Origin of the sequence: Pseudanabaena biceps PCC 7429, from assembly GCF_000332215.1 — a bacterium.
GTDB classification, from domain to species: Bacteria; Cyanobacteriota; Cyanobacteriia; order Pseudanabaenales; family Pseudanabaenaceae; genus Pseudanabaena; species Pseudanabaena biceps.
In genome coordinates this window covers 1-13,110 of the sequence record NZ_ALWB01000012.1, presented here as the reverse complement: position 1 = coordinate 13,110, position 13,110 = coordinate 1, and the positions used below count along the sequence as shown (strand labels likewise).

Genomic DNA, 13,110 nt, shown 5'->3' with positions numbered 1-13,110 from the left:
AGCCTTCTCGATGTGCTATTGAGACATTACTTGGAATTCTTTGTTTTTTGATAAGAGCGAGTCGTAAGTTCCCATATCCGCCACGGTACCATCTTTAATCAAATAGAGTTGATCGCAGTTTTTGACAGTAGTCAGGCGATGAGCAATCATAATCATCGTTTTATGTCCGCTCATTGCTTCTAAAGCCTGCATAAACTCTCGCTCGGTTGTATTGTCTAAAGCAGCAGTAGCCTCGTCCATGATAATCACTTCTGGATTATGATATAGCGCCCTCGCGATGCCAATCCGCTGACGTTGACCACCCGATAAGCGAATTCCACGCTCACCAACTAGAGTATCTAGCTGATCAGGTAAACTAAGCACTAATTCTTCTAATTGAGCCGCTTTGAGAGCATCCCATACTTGTTCTTCTTTAATTTCATCGGTGACTAAACCAAAGGCGATATTATTACGAATTGTGTCGTCGGAAAGATAGATACTTTGAGGAATATACCCAATTTGTTGTTGCCAACTTTCAAGATTAGTAAGAATATTTTTACCATCAACTAGGATTTCACCTTGGCTAGGTGTTAGCAACCCTAAAAGAACATCAATAAGTGTTGTTTTACCCGAACCTGATGCTCCGACAAAGGCGATTGCTTGTCCCTTGGTAATTGACAGAGAAATACCTAACAATGATGGATTAGAAGCATTAGGGTATTGATAATGGATATCTTTTAGTTCGATTGACTTTTGAAATAGGTGTGATGATGTTGGAGATGATTTGACTAATGATGAAGTTGATGGAGTGTCTAGAGATATGAGATCATGGTGGATCACATCAACAGCATCTTTAGAATAGCGAATAGTCGTAATTGTAGAGATAATGCGCTTAGCTGATGGCATCAAACGTAAAGCCGCGATCGCAAATAAAGACAGCATTGGTAAAATAGACTGAATCTCTCTATCTTGGATGAGGCTAAAAATCACAATTAACAATACAGCCGCGATTAGTACTGTATCGATAAATAGATTTGGTAATTGAGTGGCAAGCCCCACAAAGAAATTAGCTTTACCAAAAGCTTCTGTACTTCTTGTAAATGCATCCAGAAAAAATTTTTCTCGGCCTAACACCTTAGTTTCCTTGATTCCACCAAGACTTTGATTAACCCATTGCACCATCTGCCCACTTTGCTCTTGACGAATCAATCCTTGTCCACGCATCTGTTTACGAATCGTTCTATTTAACCAAAATATCGATATCCCCAAAAATACAGCAGCGATCGCTGATGATATAGGTTCAGCGATCGCTAGTAAAAGCACAATACAACTCATTACCATCATCTCAGTAATTAAAATTAGCATTGGCACAATTACACCTGAAAAAATTAATGGTATTTCAGAAGTAACATTGCGAACTAGATCGGCTGAGTTCCTTTGAAGATGAAATGTGTAAGGACTATGTAGATATGATTGTAGGAGACGACTAGACAGAGCAATCTGCTTTTTGTATAGAAAGTAATATTGCCAGTAGGTCAGAATCGAAAGATAAGCATTTTTAAATAAATAAATACCTAGAAGTGCCATACTCACCCATAACAGAAATATTTGATGAGAATTTGCTCCTAATTGGTGATAAAGCCAACTTAAGATTTGCTTCTGCCCGATAATTTCGGGATTACCTAATAGCGCGACAAATGGCGGAATCAGCCCAACGCCCAGCGTCTCCAATCCCGCACCGATAAGCATCATTAGAAATATCAGTCCAATCTGGATTTTTTCGTGATCGCTAAATAGGTAAAGAGTTTTTCTAAATAATTTATCCATGCTCTAAGCCAATATTTCCCAACTCACGGGAGTTCCTTTTTTTATATCTTGATTGACTATTTTCCCCAATAAAACATCATAGTATTTTGGTGTTAATCCTAGACCTGGACGGATAGCTTTGAGATTTTTGGATGTTAATATATCGCCTTTTTTTATATCTTGAGTAATGTATAGCGATCGCCTAAACATTGAGGATTTTTTCTCAGCTTCCGTGACCCCATAACTAATCTTACCCAAAGATAACCATGCTCTCTCAGTTTCAATCACTAATTGGCGCATCTCTTCTGGTTCCATCGAAAAAGTTGAGTCCACGCCACCATCAGCACGACTTAGCGTAAAATGCTTTTCGATTACCGTTGCTCCCAATGCCACACTAGCAATAGCTACACCAATACCCATAGTGTGATCGGATAATCCCACCTGAGTACCAAACAATTCACGTAAATGAGGAATTGTTAAAATGTTTGTATTTGCTGGCTCAGCAGGATAGGTACTTGTACATTTAAGCAGCACCAGATCTTCACCTCCTGAGTTTCTAGCCATTCTTACCGTTTCATCTATCTCAGCAACAGTTGCCAGACCTGTAGAAATAATCATCGGTTTACCAGTGCTGGCAACTTTGCGGATGAGTGGGATATCAGTATTTTCAAAGGAAGCAATTTTGTAACAAGGCACATCTAAGGATTCAAGGAAATCAACGGCAGTAGCATCAAAGGGCGTACTGAAACCAATAATTCCTAATTCTTTGCAGCGATCAAATATAGGTTTATGCCATTCCCAAGGTGTGTAGGCTTGTTGATAGAGTTTATAGAGAGAATTGCCTTGCCAAAGACTTTGAGGATCGTTAATAAAAAACTCACCTTCATTGATATCTAAAGTCATGGTGTCCGCAGTGTAGGTTTGGATTTTGAGTCCATGAGCACCAGTTTTGGCTGCGGCTTCCACAATTTCTAAGGCTCTTTCTAGGGATTGATTGTGATTGCCTGACATCTCCGCAATTATGAAAGGGGCATAATCTGTCCCAATTTTTTGTCCCTGAATTTCAATAGCTTTCATCTTATTGAATGCCTACCTAACATAAATGCTTCTGCAGCCTTCACCCCAATAGTAGCACCTCGCCAACGCGCTAAATATTCAACAGCTTCTAGTGATCGCGGATGAGGATAAGAACGCATTTCCGATTCATAAGCTTCTAGGGCTTCAAGTTTGAGAACAAGCGTTTCTGAAATATCGACAAACCAGTTAGGTGTGAAAGGTACCGCAGATGATGGCGTTTGCCATTCTGTACTAGAAGGAATTTCAAAAAATAGCAATGTATGAACTGGATGATTTGGGATTGGACGACAAGCTGTTACAACTGCTTGGTGAATACAACGATGATCAATATTTACATCTCCACTATGATGGGTATAAATAATCTGTGGCTGATATTGCTCAATTGATTTTTCAATAAATTTGACGATATCTAAAAGCTCACAACTATCCATTCGATTATCAGGAAAATCATGCATGGATAAAGAGCTTACTCCTAATAAATGGCTAACTTTATTTGCTACAATTTCTAGGGCAGATAGCTCAGCTTGAAAATCATCTCTATTTCGTTCTGATTTTCGACTGGTTACACCCTCCGCTAATATCAAAATATGAACTTTATCACCTTGTTGAATATGTTTTGCGATCGCGCCACCACATCCAAGCACTTCATCATCAGGATGAGCTGCAACAACTAAAATATTCATTATTATATTTTCTGTAAAGGAGTAATAACTACATCTGCGACAATATGACCATCATATAAAGCTGCTCTTCTAAAACTATATTGGAAGCCTTGATGCTGAATGTATGCATGAGGATATCCTTCAGCATCTAACATCCTAACAAAATCATATAAATTCTGAAGAGATTGCATTTCAGGGATTTCACTTTCAGCAGGTTCACGGCGTTTAAAAAGTGTCACTTCGCCTTTTTGCTCCACTGGACATGGTTCATTTTGAATAATATATTCAATCATCTGAGCAGAAAGATAAGTGGCACGAATATAAATTTCTTCTGCATTACCAGCCAAACATAAATTTTCTTGATAATAAATTGCACCAGCATCAAACTCTTGGGTCATTTGTAATGCAGTTAATTTGGTGTTTTGATAACCTTGAATAATTAAATTTTGTAATGGACTACCTCCTCTCCCGTAAGGAACATCCGTCATGTGAAAACAGACACATTCATACTTATTAATTAACTCGTCATGAACTTTCCAAGACCAGTGGAGAAAGAAAATATAGCGTGGATTTATTTTGTTGATTTCATCAATATTTAGCATTTCTGGTAGCTGTATAAAATGCCATTTGCCTTGATAATTTTTAATGATTTCATTATAGATTCTATAATTCCAAGGTTTGCTACCAACCACTATATAATTATTCATTGTTTTTTACCGCAATATAATGTAATGCAAAATACTTTTCTCGAATTTTCTCTATGCCAATATACCTAAAACCAGCTTTTTGAAATGATTTTATGGATGCTTGATTGTCAGATTTAATAAATGCATTAATAGATTTGACAAGTGTATGAGCAAATAAATGTTCGACTGATAATTTAATTAAATGACTTGCATAGCCTTTACCTCTTTCTTGTATATCAATACTAATATCTACTTCTGCTTGTAACTGACTATTAACATCAAAACGGATTTGACCTATTGGTTTATCGTGATTATTTAATGCAATGAAGTAGTAACAGTTTATTAAATCAAGTTTATTTATAAACCACTTTACATGCTCTTCCCATGAAATTAGATCTGAGAAAAAAGAAGACGATCTAACTGCTGGATCATTTACCCAATTCCACAGGATTTCACAATCTTGCTCATTAACTCTTCTTAATTTTAAAAATTCTTCTGGTAGACACATCAGGCTTATATTCTTTTGAAACTAGGATAATATATTAGCAATCTTTGATGTAACGTGGACTGCCCCATATCCATTGACTAATTTTTTCCCTTTTTGGCTCATTTCGGCTCTCTTAGATTGATCATATATGAACTCTTGTAAGGCTATCCCAATTTTTTCGAGCGTGATTTGCTGATACCAACCTATATGAATAATAATGCCTTGAGTATCTAATTCAGTAGCGATCTCTTTTTGATTCTCTGCAACGGTAATAACAATACTTGGCAAACCCATAAAAGCAAGTTCCCAATTAGTTGATCCACCTGCTGTGATCGCAAGATCAGCCCAAGCCATCAACTCAGGCATATTGCTAACATTGCGTTGCAAGGAGATTGCTAGGCTTGAATTGGCAATTTCTTTCTGTAAAACTTCATGATGAGGATTACTGCCTCCAATTACAACAATGACTGCTAAATCATCTCTATTTAAACCCTCTAAAGCTTGAATTACTTTAAGTGTCACATTGTCAGGGTCACTTCCCCCAAATGTAATTAATAACTTACGAGCGATCGGGTTGATTGCTCTTTGCCAATCCCGCCATTGCCAAAACTCTCGTCTGAGTAAAACATACTGAGTACCTAATAATAATTGAGTATATATTTCTCGGCTTTGATATAAATCTTTATGCGCCGAGATATTTTGGTTTAAGACTAGATCAGCATAGTAATAATCCGTATGACCATAGTCATCGATGAATAATAAATTAATACCAAAATCTTTGATATATTTTTGATATTTTGCCCCAAAGTGATAGCCATCTACAACTATCCATTGAGCATTAAATTTTTGAGCAAAATCTACAGTTTGATTTACATCTTCATTACTCCCAGTTTTAACCAATAAATGAACAACTTTCATTCCCTCTGATCGCAATCTATTTTCTAGGGCAGTAGATTTATTGGCTAATATAAATATTACCTCTCCTCCTTTATCCTGCCATGCCTGCGCTAGTGCTAAGCAACGCATCACATGCCCTGTCCCAACTTGGATAGAAGCATCAGCTCGAATTATGAGTTTTTTTATTATCATGTGAATATAGTATAGAAGTTACGCATTGACAAAAGGGAGAAAATAGGCATTGAGTTAGCCAGCAATAGCCATAGCAAAAATGAGGGAAATCAGCAAACCATCAACGGCAAAATGTGACTTGAACAAGTACATCTTGTTTTTACTGTCAGAACCAAAACAGGTAAGTTGTGTGAGGTTAGGCGAGATCCTCAAAGAAGTGTCTCATGATAGTGTGAACCGATTTTTGCTACGGGAAAGCTATACAGGAAAAGACCTCTACCAAAGCGTAGAGCCAAACATCAAGAAAGAGGGAGGAGTACTGAGTGTCGATGATACAGTGCTAGATAAACCCTACAGTAATACCAGCAAAGCACCGCTAATCAGCTATTTCTGGTCAGGTAAACACAAGAAAGTGGTGAAGGGGATTAATCTCATCACCCTGTACTACACCGATATTGACGGACGTGCTTTTCCTGTCAATTACCGTATTTATAACAAAGAAGAGGGCAAGACCAAGAATGAATATTTTCGGGAGATGCTTGCCGAAGTCATCGCATGGGGACTGAAACCAGCATTTGTCACAGGTGATAGTTGGTATGCCAGTGCCGAGAATCTTGAGTACATCAAACACTATGAACTTGGGTTTCTGTTTGGCATTGAAAAAAATCGCTCAGTCTCCTTGAGTGCAGATGCAACCGCATATTCTTCGGTATCAAACTGCGAAATTCCCTATACTGGAATAGAGATGCATCTTAAGGGGTTTGGTTTGGTCAAGGTGTTTAGAACGGTTTTCAAAAACGAGTTCCGTCACTACATCATCTACCGACCTGACCCTGACAAAATTGCTGAGATTACTCGGGCTCAATTCTTGGACATCCATGATCTGCATTGGCAGATTGAATCTTTCCACAGAACTGTTAAACAAGTTGCCAATATTGAGCGTTTCTTCGTTAGACAGACTGTGGCTATCTCCAATCATATCTTTGCTGCTATTTCCGCTTTTGTCCATTTGCAGTTGCGTTGTATTCACAATTTAATTACGAATTGCTATGCCCTCAAGCGTAATTTGTTCAATGATGTCATTCGTTCTTTTGTCATGGAAAACTTAGCTGATTACAATTATCTCCTACCTGCAAATCTTCTCCCTTCTGTCAATGCGTAACTTCTATTCTATATATGCATGGGGCTAATTGGGTTAATGGTGATCGCGGCTATTAACTCTACTGCTTTGGCGCTAGTCGCCCCAGTCGTGATGTTTGCCGCGTTTGTGATATCTCTTTTTGGGCTATATCTGGGCTATACAAAAGGGGCGATCGCAGTGGGCATGGTATGGATGGCAGTAGGAGTTTCGTCCGCAATTTCGGCTGGCTATAGCTGGCTCGAACATCACGAAATTCACTATGCAATCTTATTTGCCGTACTTGCACTTTTGCCTGCTGTTTTGGCAACCAAGGCTTTTAATCTACATTTTACAAAAGTCAAAATGGCTGCAATGACTTCTTTTCGTGGCGCAAATTTAGAAAATGCGCGATTTGTAAATGCAAATTTAGAAAATTGTGATTTTTTAGATGCAAATCTGCAAGGTGTGGATTGGTATGGTGCAACTTTTAAAAATTGCAAGTTTCCTAAAGGTTTTTCAGATGGAAATGAGGCGATCGCTAAACATCCTGAAATAAATCCAGAGATTGAGAAGTTGACTGTGCATAATTAACTATGAGCAGAATTAGTGATTAGAATGATGGAAATACCTGACGTTATCAAAGGAATACTAATCCTGATCTTTGTATTCGTACCGATTGAAAAAGTATTGTCAATTCATCATCAAAAGCTATTCCGTGAAGGTTGGTTTACAGATATTTGCTATTATTTTTCTGGCTATTTCATTGGTCATGGCACAACAAAGTTATTGATTGTATTTGTACTGTTGAGTCAAAAATCAATACCGATAATGTCTCAATTTGTTTGTCAACAGCCTCTTGTTTTACAAGTAATTGCCGCTATATTTATTGGCGATTTGTGTTTTTATTTTGTGCATCGGCTATTGCATACTGTGCCTTGGTTATGGCGATTTCACTCAATCCATCATAGCTCTACTCATATTGATTGGCTTGCCACAGTACGTGTCCATCCTTTCGAGCAGATTTTGACGAAGGCTTGTCAGATGATTCCCCTTTACTTTCTAGGGTTTTCATCAGAGGCTTTGGCAATTTATATAGTTTTTTCGAGCGCGATCGCCTTTTTTATCCATGCCAATATTCGAGTGAAGTTTCCGATTTTAAAATGGATTATTGCTACGCCAGAATTTCATAGTTGGCATCATGATCGCTATCCACAGAAAAGCGCTCAAAATCTAGCTGTACAGTTACCAATTCTTGATTATATATTTGGAACTTTGTATATGCCTGAGAATAAACAACCAAAACAATATGGAACCAAATTAAATACCACAACAAATTATTTTAATCATTTAATTTATCCGTTTAAAAATTGGGTGGTTCTAAACAGAAAAAACTAAATAGGTAGGGATAGGCGGCGCTTCGCGCCGCCCATCCCTACCTATTTAGCACTACCAAAAATTGGAGTAAAAAATGCAGACAAGTGATTTTCAGGAATTTGTCTCTAAGCGTAGATATTTAATCCCCTTAGCCTTAGCTGGATCGTTGTTATTTGCTACTGCGGGGATTTTGAGCATTGATGCATACCAACATCAAATGAGTTTGCCAGTGTATTTGCAAAGCTTTAGTACGCCGCAAATTTCTGTTGAGGAGTTGGCTAGTGGCAAACTCAGATCTGTAGTTTTAATCGATGTGCGATCGCCTGAAGAATATCAAGAAGATCGGATTGGCAACAGCTCGCTATTGCCATTGGTGGATATTGAGTCAGGTTCTGGGATTCTACAACTGAAGGCGATCTTGCAGACTTATGAAAAAACTCATCAAGAAAAGCCAATGGTGATTTTGTACTGTACTTCAGGAATGCGATCGATTAAGGCGAACAAACAACTTCGCGATCGCGGCTATCAAGCATTAACGTTGACGGGTGGTATTACGGCATGGCGCAAGCAATTTGGGCGATCGCAGGATTTGTCAGTCTTAGCTACAAAATAAAAAAGCGCCAGTTTTGGCGCTTTTGAAATTTTTTTCTTTTTAAGTCGGGATGATAGGATTCGAACCTACGGCATCCTGCTCCCAAAGCAGGCGCGCTACCAAGCTGCGCTACATCCCGTTCCGAATAACCATGATACTACATTGCGCGTTAAATTTACAAAATAATTTTTTGAGCTTGAAATTTTATAGCTATATTCACTTAAGTCAGGACATCAAACCCGATAGAGAGTTGCGGCGCTTCGCGCCGCAACTCTCTATTGGGTTTGATGTTTGTCCTAGCATTACTGACTATAGATATATCAACTATAGCTGCCGTCAACTTTATTAGGACATAAACGGCAAGTATGAATGGCGGCGCAAAGCGCCGCCATTCATACTTGAGATTTGGTCAAGTGACTGTAGCTATAAAAAAAGAAAAAGAAGAGGGGAGGCAAAGCGCCCCCCTCTTCTTTTTAATTGATATCTAGCTAGCAGAGCCAAGACCAACGTAAGAACCATAGAAGAATAGACCGACAACAACTAGTACGCCAGTACCAGCAACAGTTGCTACTAACCAAAGTGGAATACGTCCATTTTGAAGCATGAATTAAACCTCCAAATAAAAATAATTTTTATGAAATGAATTGCAAATTGAATGGAGAAATTAGAGATTATTCAAGAACTTGAGATTCCTTTAAGCGGGCTCTACAGGAAATTAGTTGAAGAAATAGCTGGAAAAAAGTAAAACAGTTACGAAAATTAGCAATAGTCCCAAGAAGAGAGAAGTACGATTCAACTCTACAGGTTGGCTGTTAGGATTTTTAGGAGCCATAGTTAAGTAGTCTTATTTTGGGGTTTGTTTCTGGATGATATCGGGAAAAGAAATATTAGCGGCTAATGAACTGCATTGCTGCGATCGCACCGATAAAAAATACGGTAGGAACGCCCAAACCGTGGACTGCTAGCCAACGGAAGGTGAATACAGGATATTGAACGGGTTGGTTGTTGTTGCTTGCCATAGTTATTAATTTAGTAAATACGTTGATGGGGCGCGTTAATTTGACAGATTTGACAGAATTTACCGTTAATTTAGAGCTTTAGTTAATAGCTGGAAAATAACGAATAAAAACGAATAAATAAGGATTATTTGCCCAACTGGATATCTTTAGCGGGATTATAGCGATCGGTGACAAGAGGAGCGGTCTGACGATCTTGACCGTAGTACTCATTGGGGCGTGGGGTTCCAAATACGTCATAGGCTAAGCCTGTGCTTACAAATAGCCAACCTGCCAAAAATAGCGCAGGGATTGTAAGGCTATGGATTAGCCAATAACGAACGCTAGTAATAATGTCGGAAAATGGGCGTTCTCCAGTAGTACCTGCCATAACAGTCCTCTAAATGTGTGATGTTTAAAATCTTTATCTTAAATAATAATTTACTATTGTACCTACTTGCCATCCATCCCACGCTGCTAGTTATGAAAATTGATTTTAAGGAAAGCCTACCTGTAATAGACTTTCCTCAAAATCAATTTTTATTTTTGGTAAGTAGCTAGGCGCAATTAAATATCAAACCCCAAAACCTGTAGCGCAAGCGCAGCGTGCGCTACAGGTTTTGATTCTGGGTTTTAATTATGCCCAGCTATTTAGTACTAGATCGGTAAGGATGGACTGGGCTGTGCTCCGCCATCCTTACCTTATTAATGGAGAGTAGGTTTCCAAAATCCTCATGCTCTTAATTTTTAATTTTATAAAAATTTAATGAAAATCCGTAAAATCAATAATAACGAGCGATTAGAAATTCTCAAGGGGGATTTATACGCCTACTCTCGTTGGACGAATCAAGATCTCCCCCGATCGCACTTGACGGCTATTAATCCAGAAGAGGTATTGGTGGCAGAAATCGATGGCAAGATTGCCGCTGCTTTGCAATGTTTCAGTTTTCAACAGTCGATAAGGGGTAGTCTCAAAGCGATGGGGGGCATCGGTGGCGTGTGGACCTATCCTGAATATCGCAATCAAGGCTGTGTCAAAGCTTTGATGAAAAGTGCTTTTTTAGATATGCGGATGCAAGGAATTTGCGTGAGTATGCTGGCTCCGTTTAAGGAGAGTTTCTATGCTTCCTTAGGCTATGCGATCGCTAATCCCACCCATGAAATCACGATTCCTATTGCTTCTTTAGCCCATTATTTAAAATTATCCAATTCCGCCCACTTGACCTGTGAGCGAATTCCTGCCACCGAAGTCAAGGACATTTTATCTAACTTCCTTTACGAAAACCTGCGATCGCCATTGCTTTTGCCCCATAGTCACGGGGTGGCGATTACGAATTTTACCTACGATCAATGGTGGCATTTACATCGACAAAAACTTTGTGTATTGGTAAAACGCGATTGCCAGCCTGTTGCCATGGCAATTTATGCCATTGATAGCGGTGAAAACTTGCCGATCGCCGATCGCCAGATCGAGATTTCATCAATATTTTGGACGGATTTAGCATCCCGAGATCGGCTGCTCCATTTTTTTGCCAGCCATCGCGATCAAATTCATCAAGTGAAAATACCATTGCCTCTAAATACTAATATTCACGGCTGGCTTTGCGACGCAGGCAGACTCGAAGCTTCGATAACCGCACCTTGGATGGTCAGAGTGGTCGATATCGTGGGCGCTTTACATGGTTTGCCGATCGCCTGCGAGCCATTTACCTTTGCCATTAGTGATCCCCATTGCCATTGGAATGATGGCGTATTTGGGGTACATAGCGATCGCGGTAGCCTATCCGTAAAACGCTATGGCAATGGCGAAGTTTGGGACTTAGCGATCGATTTTTGCGCCACAATCGCGGGTATCTCAGCTTTGATTTATGGCACGCAGTCGATCGCCGAATCGATTCACAAACAATGGATTACGGAAATCTCCGCCACAACCAGAGAAAGACTAGAAAAATGCTTTACACCATGTCTGATTTATAATCCTTTTAAGTTCTAATTAATTTCTAAACAATTCTCAAGTAAAAACCTATAGCTTTCGCTAGTCTTGTGCGGACATAAAACCAAAAGACAAGTGACGACGCGAAGCGTCTTACAAGTGACGATAGCTATACTTAGAAAATATCTGCTTGGGCAAAATCTAACAGCATGAAAGAAAAACTCACTCGCAGTCAAGAACGAGTGCTCCACCTCCTCCAACACCACGAACGCGCTATATCAGCGCAGGATATTCACTCGGAATTACGCAACAGCGAAAAAAGTGTGGGTCTGGCGACGGTCTATCGTTCGCTCGATACTTTAAAAATGCAAGGGATGATCAAAGCATTGACCCTACCCAATGGTGAAACCGTTTATAGCGTCACACCCACGGACAGACACCATCTCAATTGCCTAAATTGCGGTAAATCCTTGCCCATTGATAGCTGCCCCATTCACGATCTCGGCAATCAACTAGCCAAAAAGCATACTTTTCAAATTTACTATCACACCCTTGAATTTTTTGGATTGTGTATTCAATGCCAAGAGCCCAATCAAGAACCCAATCAAAAGTCCAATCAAAAGACAACAGCTAATCTATAAAACAATATCTAGAAACTATAATATCTAGAAACTATATCTAGAAACTATGTCTAGCGTACTCGTTCCCCTATTTGAAGGCTTTGAAGAAATAGAAGCAGTCACAATTATTGATGTGTTGCGTCGAGCCAATATAGAGGTTATTACGGCTAGCTTAGACCAATTAACGGTAATGGGAGCCCATGCGATCGCCATAATTGCTGATACAACTCTCGATCGCGTCGAGCCGAGTAAATTTGATGCGATCGTCCTTGCGGGTGGGGCTGGTACTTTCCGCTTGCGAGAGGATCCACGCATCGCCGCCATCCTCAAGGCTCAAGCAAAGGTAAATAAGCTCTTTGCAGCTATCTGTGCTGCTCCTACGGTTCTGTCCGATGCAGGACTCTTGAAGGGGAAACGCGCTACATCCTTTCCCGCAGTCAAAGAGCAATTAGAAGTTGGCGAATATTTAACAGATGCTGTCGTTGTAGATGGCAATGCGATTACCAGTCGTGGTGCTGGAACGGCTATGGTCTTTGCTCTCAAATTAGTTGAAGTTTTGCAAGATGAAGCGATCGCCAACAAACTGGCTCAGGATATGCTTGTCTAATTCTGGCTTGAGCGATAAAATTTGCCTCCTTTTTGATTAATTGTTGATTAATTGATTAATTACAAACTAAAACCCATAAAGTTGCGCCCCGTAGGGGCGCAACT

The 13,110-nt window shown here is 39.5% G+C and carries 17 protein-coding genes and 1 tRNA gene; 7 read left to right on the top strand and 11 right to left on the bottom strand.

Annotated elements, in window-relative coordinates:
• Positions 1 to 15: 15 nt before the first annotated feature.
• From PSE7429_RS02675 to pseG, 6 genes are read right to left on the bottom strand one after another with little or no spacing between them, the layout of a single operon-like run.
• Positions 16 to 1,806 carry an ABC transporter ATP-binding protein gene (locus PSE7429_RS02675; protein WP_009625506.1) on the bottom strand — a complete coding sequence of 597 codons (1,791 nt, stop codon included), beginning with the start codon at positions 1,804 to 1,806 and terminating at the stop codon, positions 16 to 18.
• A gap of 3 nt (positions 1,807 to 1,809) precedes the next feature.
• Positions 1,810 to 2,862 carry a pseudaminic acid synthase gene (gene pseI, locus PSE7429_RS02670; RefSeq protein ID WP_009625505.1) on the bottom strand — a complete coding sequence of 351 codons (1,053 nt, stop codon included), beginning with the start codon at positions 2,860 to 2,862 and terminating at the stop codon, positions 1,810 to 1,812.
• Positions 2,859 to 3,545 (bottom strand): PIG-L deacetylase family protein, encoded by a 687-nt coding sequence (locus PSE7429_RS02665; protein WP_009625504.1) that lies wholly within the window; start codon positions 3,543 to 3,545, stop codon positions 2,859 to 2,861. The genes pseI and PSE7429_RS02665 overlap by 4 nt, the downstream gene beginning before the upstream one ends.
• 2 nt (positions 3,546 to 3,547) lie before the next feature.
• Positions 3,548 to 4,231 carry a methionyl-tRNA formyltransferase gene (locus PSE7429_RS02660; RefSeq protein ID WP_009625503.1) on the bottom strand — a complete coding sequence of 228 codons (684 nt, stop codon included), beginning with the start codon at positions 4,229 to 4,231 and terminating at the stop codon, positions 3,548 to 3,550.
• Positions 4,224 to 4,718 carry a GNAT family N-acetyltransferase gene (locus PSE7429_RS02655; protein ID WP_009625502.1) on the bottom strand — a complete coding sequence of 165 codons (495 nt, stop codon included), beginning with the start codon at positions 4,716 to 4,718 and terminating at the stop codon, positions 4,224 to 4,226. Before PSE7429_RS02655 ends, PSE7429_RS02660 begins: the two co-directional genes overlap by 8 nt.
• A 21-nt stretch (positions 4,719 to 4,739) precedes the next feature.
• The gene (pseG, locus tag PSE7429_RS02650) at positions 4,740 to 5,786 is read right to left on the bottom strand and encodes a UDP-2,4-diacetamido-2,4,6-trideoxy-beta-L-altropyranose hydrolase (protein ID WP_009625501.1); all 1,047 of its coding nucleotides are present in this window, start codon (positions 5,784 to 5,786) and stop codon (positions 4,740 to 4,742) included.
• A 79-nt stretch (positions 5,787 to 5,865) separates the two neighbouring features.
• Here pseG and PSE7429_RS02645 point away from each other — a divergent pair, with 79 nt between their 5' ends.
• The 4 genes from PSE7429_RS02645 to PSE7429_RS02630 all read left to right on the top strand — a co-directional run bounded on the left by PSE7429_RS02645 (position 5,866) and on the right by PSE7429_RS02630 (position 8,872).
• Positions 5,866 to 6,927 (top strand): IS701 family transposase, encoded by a 1,062-nt coding sequence (locus PSE7429_RS02645; protein ID WP_009625500.1) that lies wholly within the window; start codon positions 5,866 to 5,868, stop codon positions 6,925 to 6,927.
• A 36-nt stretch (positions 6,928 to 6,963) separates the two neighbouring features.
• Positions 6,964 to 7,476 (top strand): pentapeptide repeat-containing protein, encoded by a 513-nt coding sequence (locus PSE7429_RS02640; protein ID WP_158467604.1) that lies wholly within the window; start codon positions 6,964 to 6,966, stop codon positions 7,474 to 7,476.
• Between the two features lie 24 nt (positions 7,477 to 7,500).
• On the top strand, positions 7,501 to 8,280 hold the full coding sequence (locus PSE7429_RS02635) for a sterol desaturase family protein (RefSeq protein WP_100228870.1): 780 nt from the start codon (positions 7,501 to 7,503) through the stop codon (positions 8,278 to 8,280).
• Positions 8,281 to 8,353: 73 nt separating this feature from the next.
• Positions 8,354 to 8,872: a rhodanese-like domain-containing protein gene (locus PSE7429_RS02630; protein WP_009625497.1), complete on the top strand. Its 519-nt coding sequence runs from the start codon at positions 8,354 to 8,356 to the stop codon at positions 8,870 to 8,872.
• A gap of 44 nt (positions 8,873 to 8,916) precedes the next feature.
• Here the strand turns inward: PSE7429_RS02630 and PSE7429_RS02625 are convergent.
• The 5 genes from PSE7429_RS02625 to psbE form a co-directional block, all read right to left on the bottom strand.
• Positions 8,917 to 8,990 (bottom strand) — tRNA-Pro (locus PSE7429_RS02625).
• Between the two features lie 345 nt (positions 8,991 to 9,335).
• Positions 9,336 to 9,455, bottom strand: a complete 120-nt coding sequence (locus tag PSE7429_RS24120) for a photosystem II reaction center protein J (protein WP_009625496.1) — start codon at positions 9,453 to 9,455, stop codon at positions 9,336 to 9,338.
• 111 nt (positions 9,456 to 9,566) lie between these two features.
• The gene (locus PSE7429_RS24115) at positions 9,567 to 9,683 is read right to left on the bottom strand and encodes a photosystem II reaction center protein L (protein WP_071590099.1); all 117 of its coding nucleotides are present in this window, start codon (positions 9,681 to 9,683) and stop codon (positions 9,567 to 9,569) included.
• Between the two features lie 55 nt (positions 9,684 to 9,738).
• Positions 9,739 to 9,870 (bottom strand): cytochrome b559 subunit beta, encoded by a 132-nt coding sequence (gene psbF, locus PSE7429_RS24110; RefSeq protein WP_173400647.1) that lies wholly within the window; start codon positions 9,868 to 9,870, stop codon positions 9,739 to 9,741.
• 124 nt (positions 9,871 to 9,994) lie between these two features.
• Positions 9,995 to 10,237 (bottom strand): cytochrome b559 subunit alpha, encoded by a 243-nt coding sequence (gene psbE / locus PSE7429_RS02620; RefSeq protein ID WP_009625495.1) that lies wholly within the window; start codon positions 10,235 to 10,237, stop codon positions 9,995 to 9,997.
• A gap of 375 nt (positions 10,238 to 10,612) precedes the next feature.
• Between psbE and PSE7429_RS02615 the strand changes: the two genes are divergently transcribed.
• From PSE7429_RS02615 to PSE7429_RS02605, 3 genes are all read left to right on the top strand, one after another.
• Positions 10,613 to 11,839, top strand: a complete 1,227-nt coding sequence (locus PSE7429_RS02615; RefSeq protein ID WP_009625494.1) for a GNAT family N-acetyltransferase — start codon at positions 10,613 to 10,615, stop codon at positions 11,837 to 11,839.
• Positions 11,840 to 11,988: 149 nt separating this feature from the next.
• On the top strand, positions 11,989 to 12,420 hold the full coding sequence (locus PSE7429_RS02610) for a Fur family transcriptional regulator (protein ID WP_009625493.1): 432 nt from the start codon (positions 11,989 to 11,991) through the stop codon (positions 12,418 to 12,420).
• A 46-nt stretch (positions 12,421 to 12,466) separates the two neighbouring features.
• The gene (locus PSE7429_RS02605) at positions 12,467 to 13,006 is read left to right on the top strand and encodes a DJ-1 family glyoxalase III (RefSeq protein ID WP_009625492.1); all 540 of its coding nucleotides are present in this window, start codon (positions 12,467 to 12,469) and stop codon (positions 13,004 to 13,006) included.
• The last annotated feature ends 104 nt before the right edge of the window (positions 13,007 to 13,110 follow it).

Bases quoted from the DNA above. Each gene is read 5' to 3' on its own strand.
- PSE7429_RS02675 (WP_009625506.1), bottom strand. From the start codon at position 1,806: ATGGATAAATTATTTAGAAAAACTCTTTACCTATTTAGCGATCACGAA.
- pseI (WP_009625505.1), bottom strand. From the start codon at position 2,862: ATGAAAGCTATTGAAATTCAGGGACAAAAAATTGGGACAGATTATGCC.
- PSE7429_RS02665 (WP_009625504.1), bottom strand. From the start codon at position 3,545: ATGAATATTTTAGTTGTTGCAGCTCATCCTGATGATGAAGTGCTTGGA.
- PSE7429_RS02660 (WP_009625503.1), bottom strand. From the start codon at position 4,231: ATGAATAATTATATAGTGGTTGGTAGCAAACCTTGGAATTATAGAATC.
- PSE7429_RS02655 (WP_009625502.1), bottom strand. From the start codon at position 4,718: ATGTGTCTACCAGAAGAATTTTTAAAATTAAGAAGAGTTAATGAGCAA.
- pseG (WP_009625501.1), bottom strand. From the start codon at position 5,786: ATGATAATAAAAAAACTCATAATTCGAGCTGATGCTTCTATCCAAGTT.
- PSE7429_RS02645 (WP_009625500.1), top strand. From the start codon at position 5,866: ATGAGGGAAATCAGCAAACCATCAACGGCAAAATGTGACTTGAACAAG.
- PSE7429_RS02640 (WP_158467604.1), top strand. From the start codon at position 6,964: ATGGTGATCGCGGCTATTAACTCTACTGCTTTGGCGCTAGTCGCCCCA.
- PSE7429_RS02635 (WP_100228870.1), top strand. From the start codon at position 7,501: ATGATGGAAATACCTGACGTTATCAAAGGAATACTAATCCTGATCTTT.
- PSE7429_RS02630 (WP_009625497.1), top strand. From the start codon at position 8,354: ATGCAGACAAGTGATTTTCAGGAATTTGTCTCTAAGCGTAGATATTTA.
- PSE7429_RS24120 (WP_009625496.1), bottom strand. From the start codon at position 9,455: ATGCTTCAAAATGGACGTATTCCACTTTGGTTAGTAGCAACTGTTGCT.
- PSE7429_RS24115 (WP_071590099.1), bottom strand. From the start codon at position 9,683: ATGGCTCCTAAAAATCCTAACAGCCAACCTGTAGAGTTGAATCGTACT.
- psbF (WP_173400647.1), bottom strand. From the start codon at position 9,870: ATGGCAAGCAACAACAACCAACCCGTTCAATATCCTGTATTCACCTTC.
- psbE (WP_009625495.1), bottom strand. From the start codon at position 10,237: ATGGCAGGTACTACTGGAGAACGCCCATTTTCCGACATTATTACTAGC.
- PSE7429_RS02615 (WP_009625494.1), top strand. From the start codon at position 10,613: ATGAAAATCCGTAAAATCAATAATAACGAGCGATTAGAAATTCTCAAG.
- PSE7429_RS02610 (WP_009625493.1), top strand. From the start codon at position 11,989: ATGAAAGAAAAACTCACTCGCAGTCAAGAACGAGTGCTCCACCTCCTC.
- PSE7429_RS02605 (WP_009625492.1), top strand. From the start codon at position 12,467: ATGTCTAGCGTACTCGTTCCCCTATTTGAAGGCTTTGAAGAAATAGAA.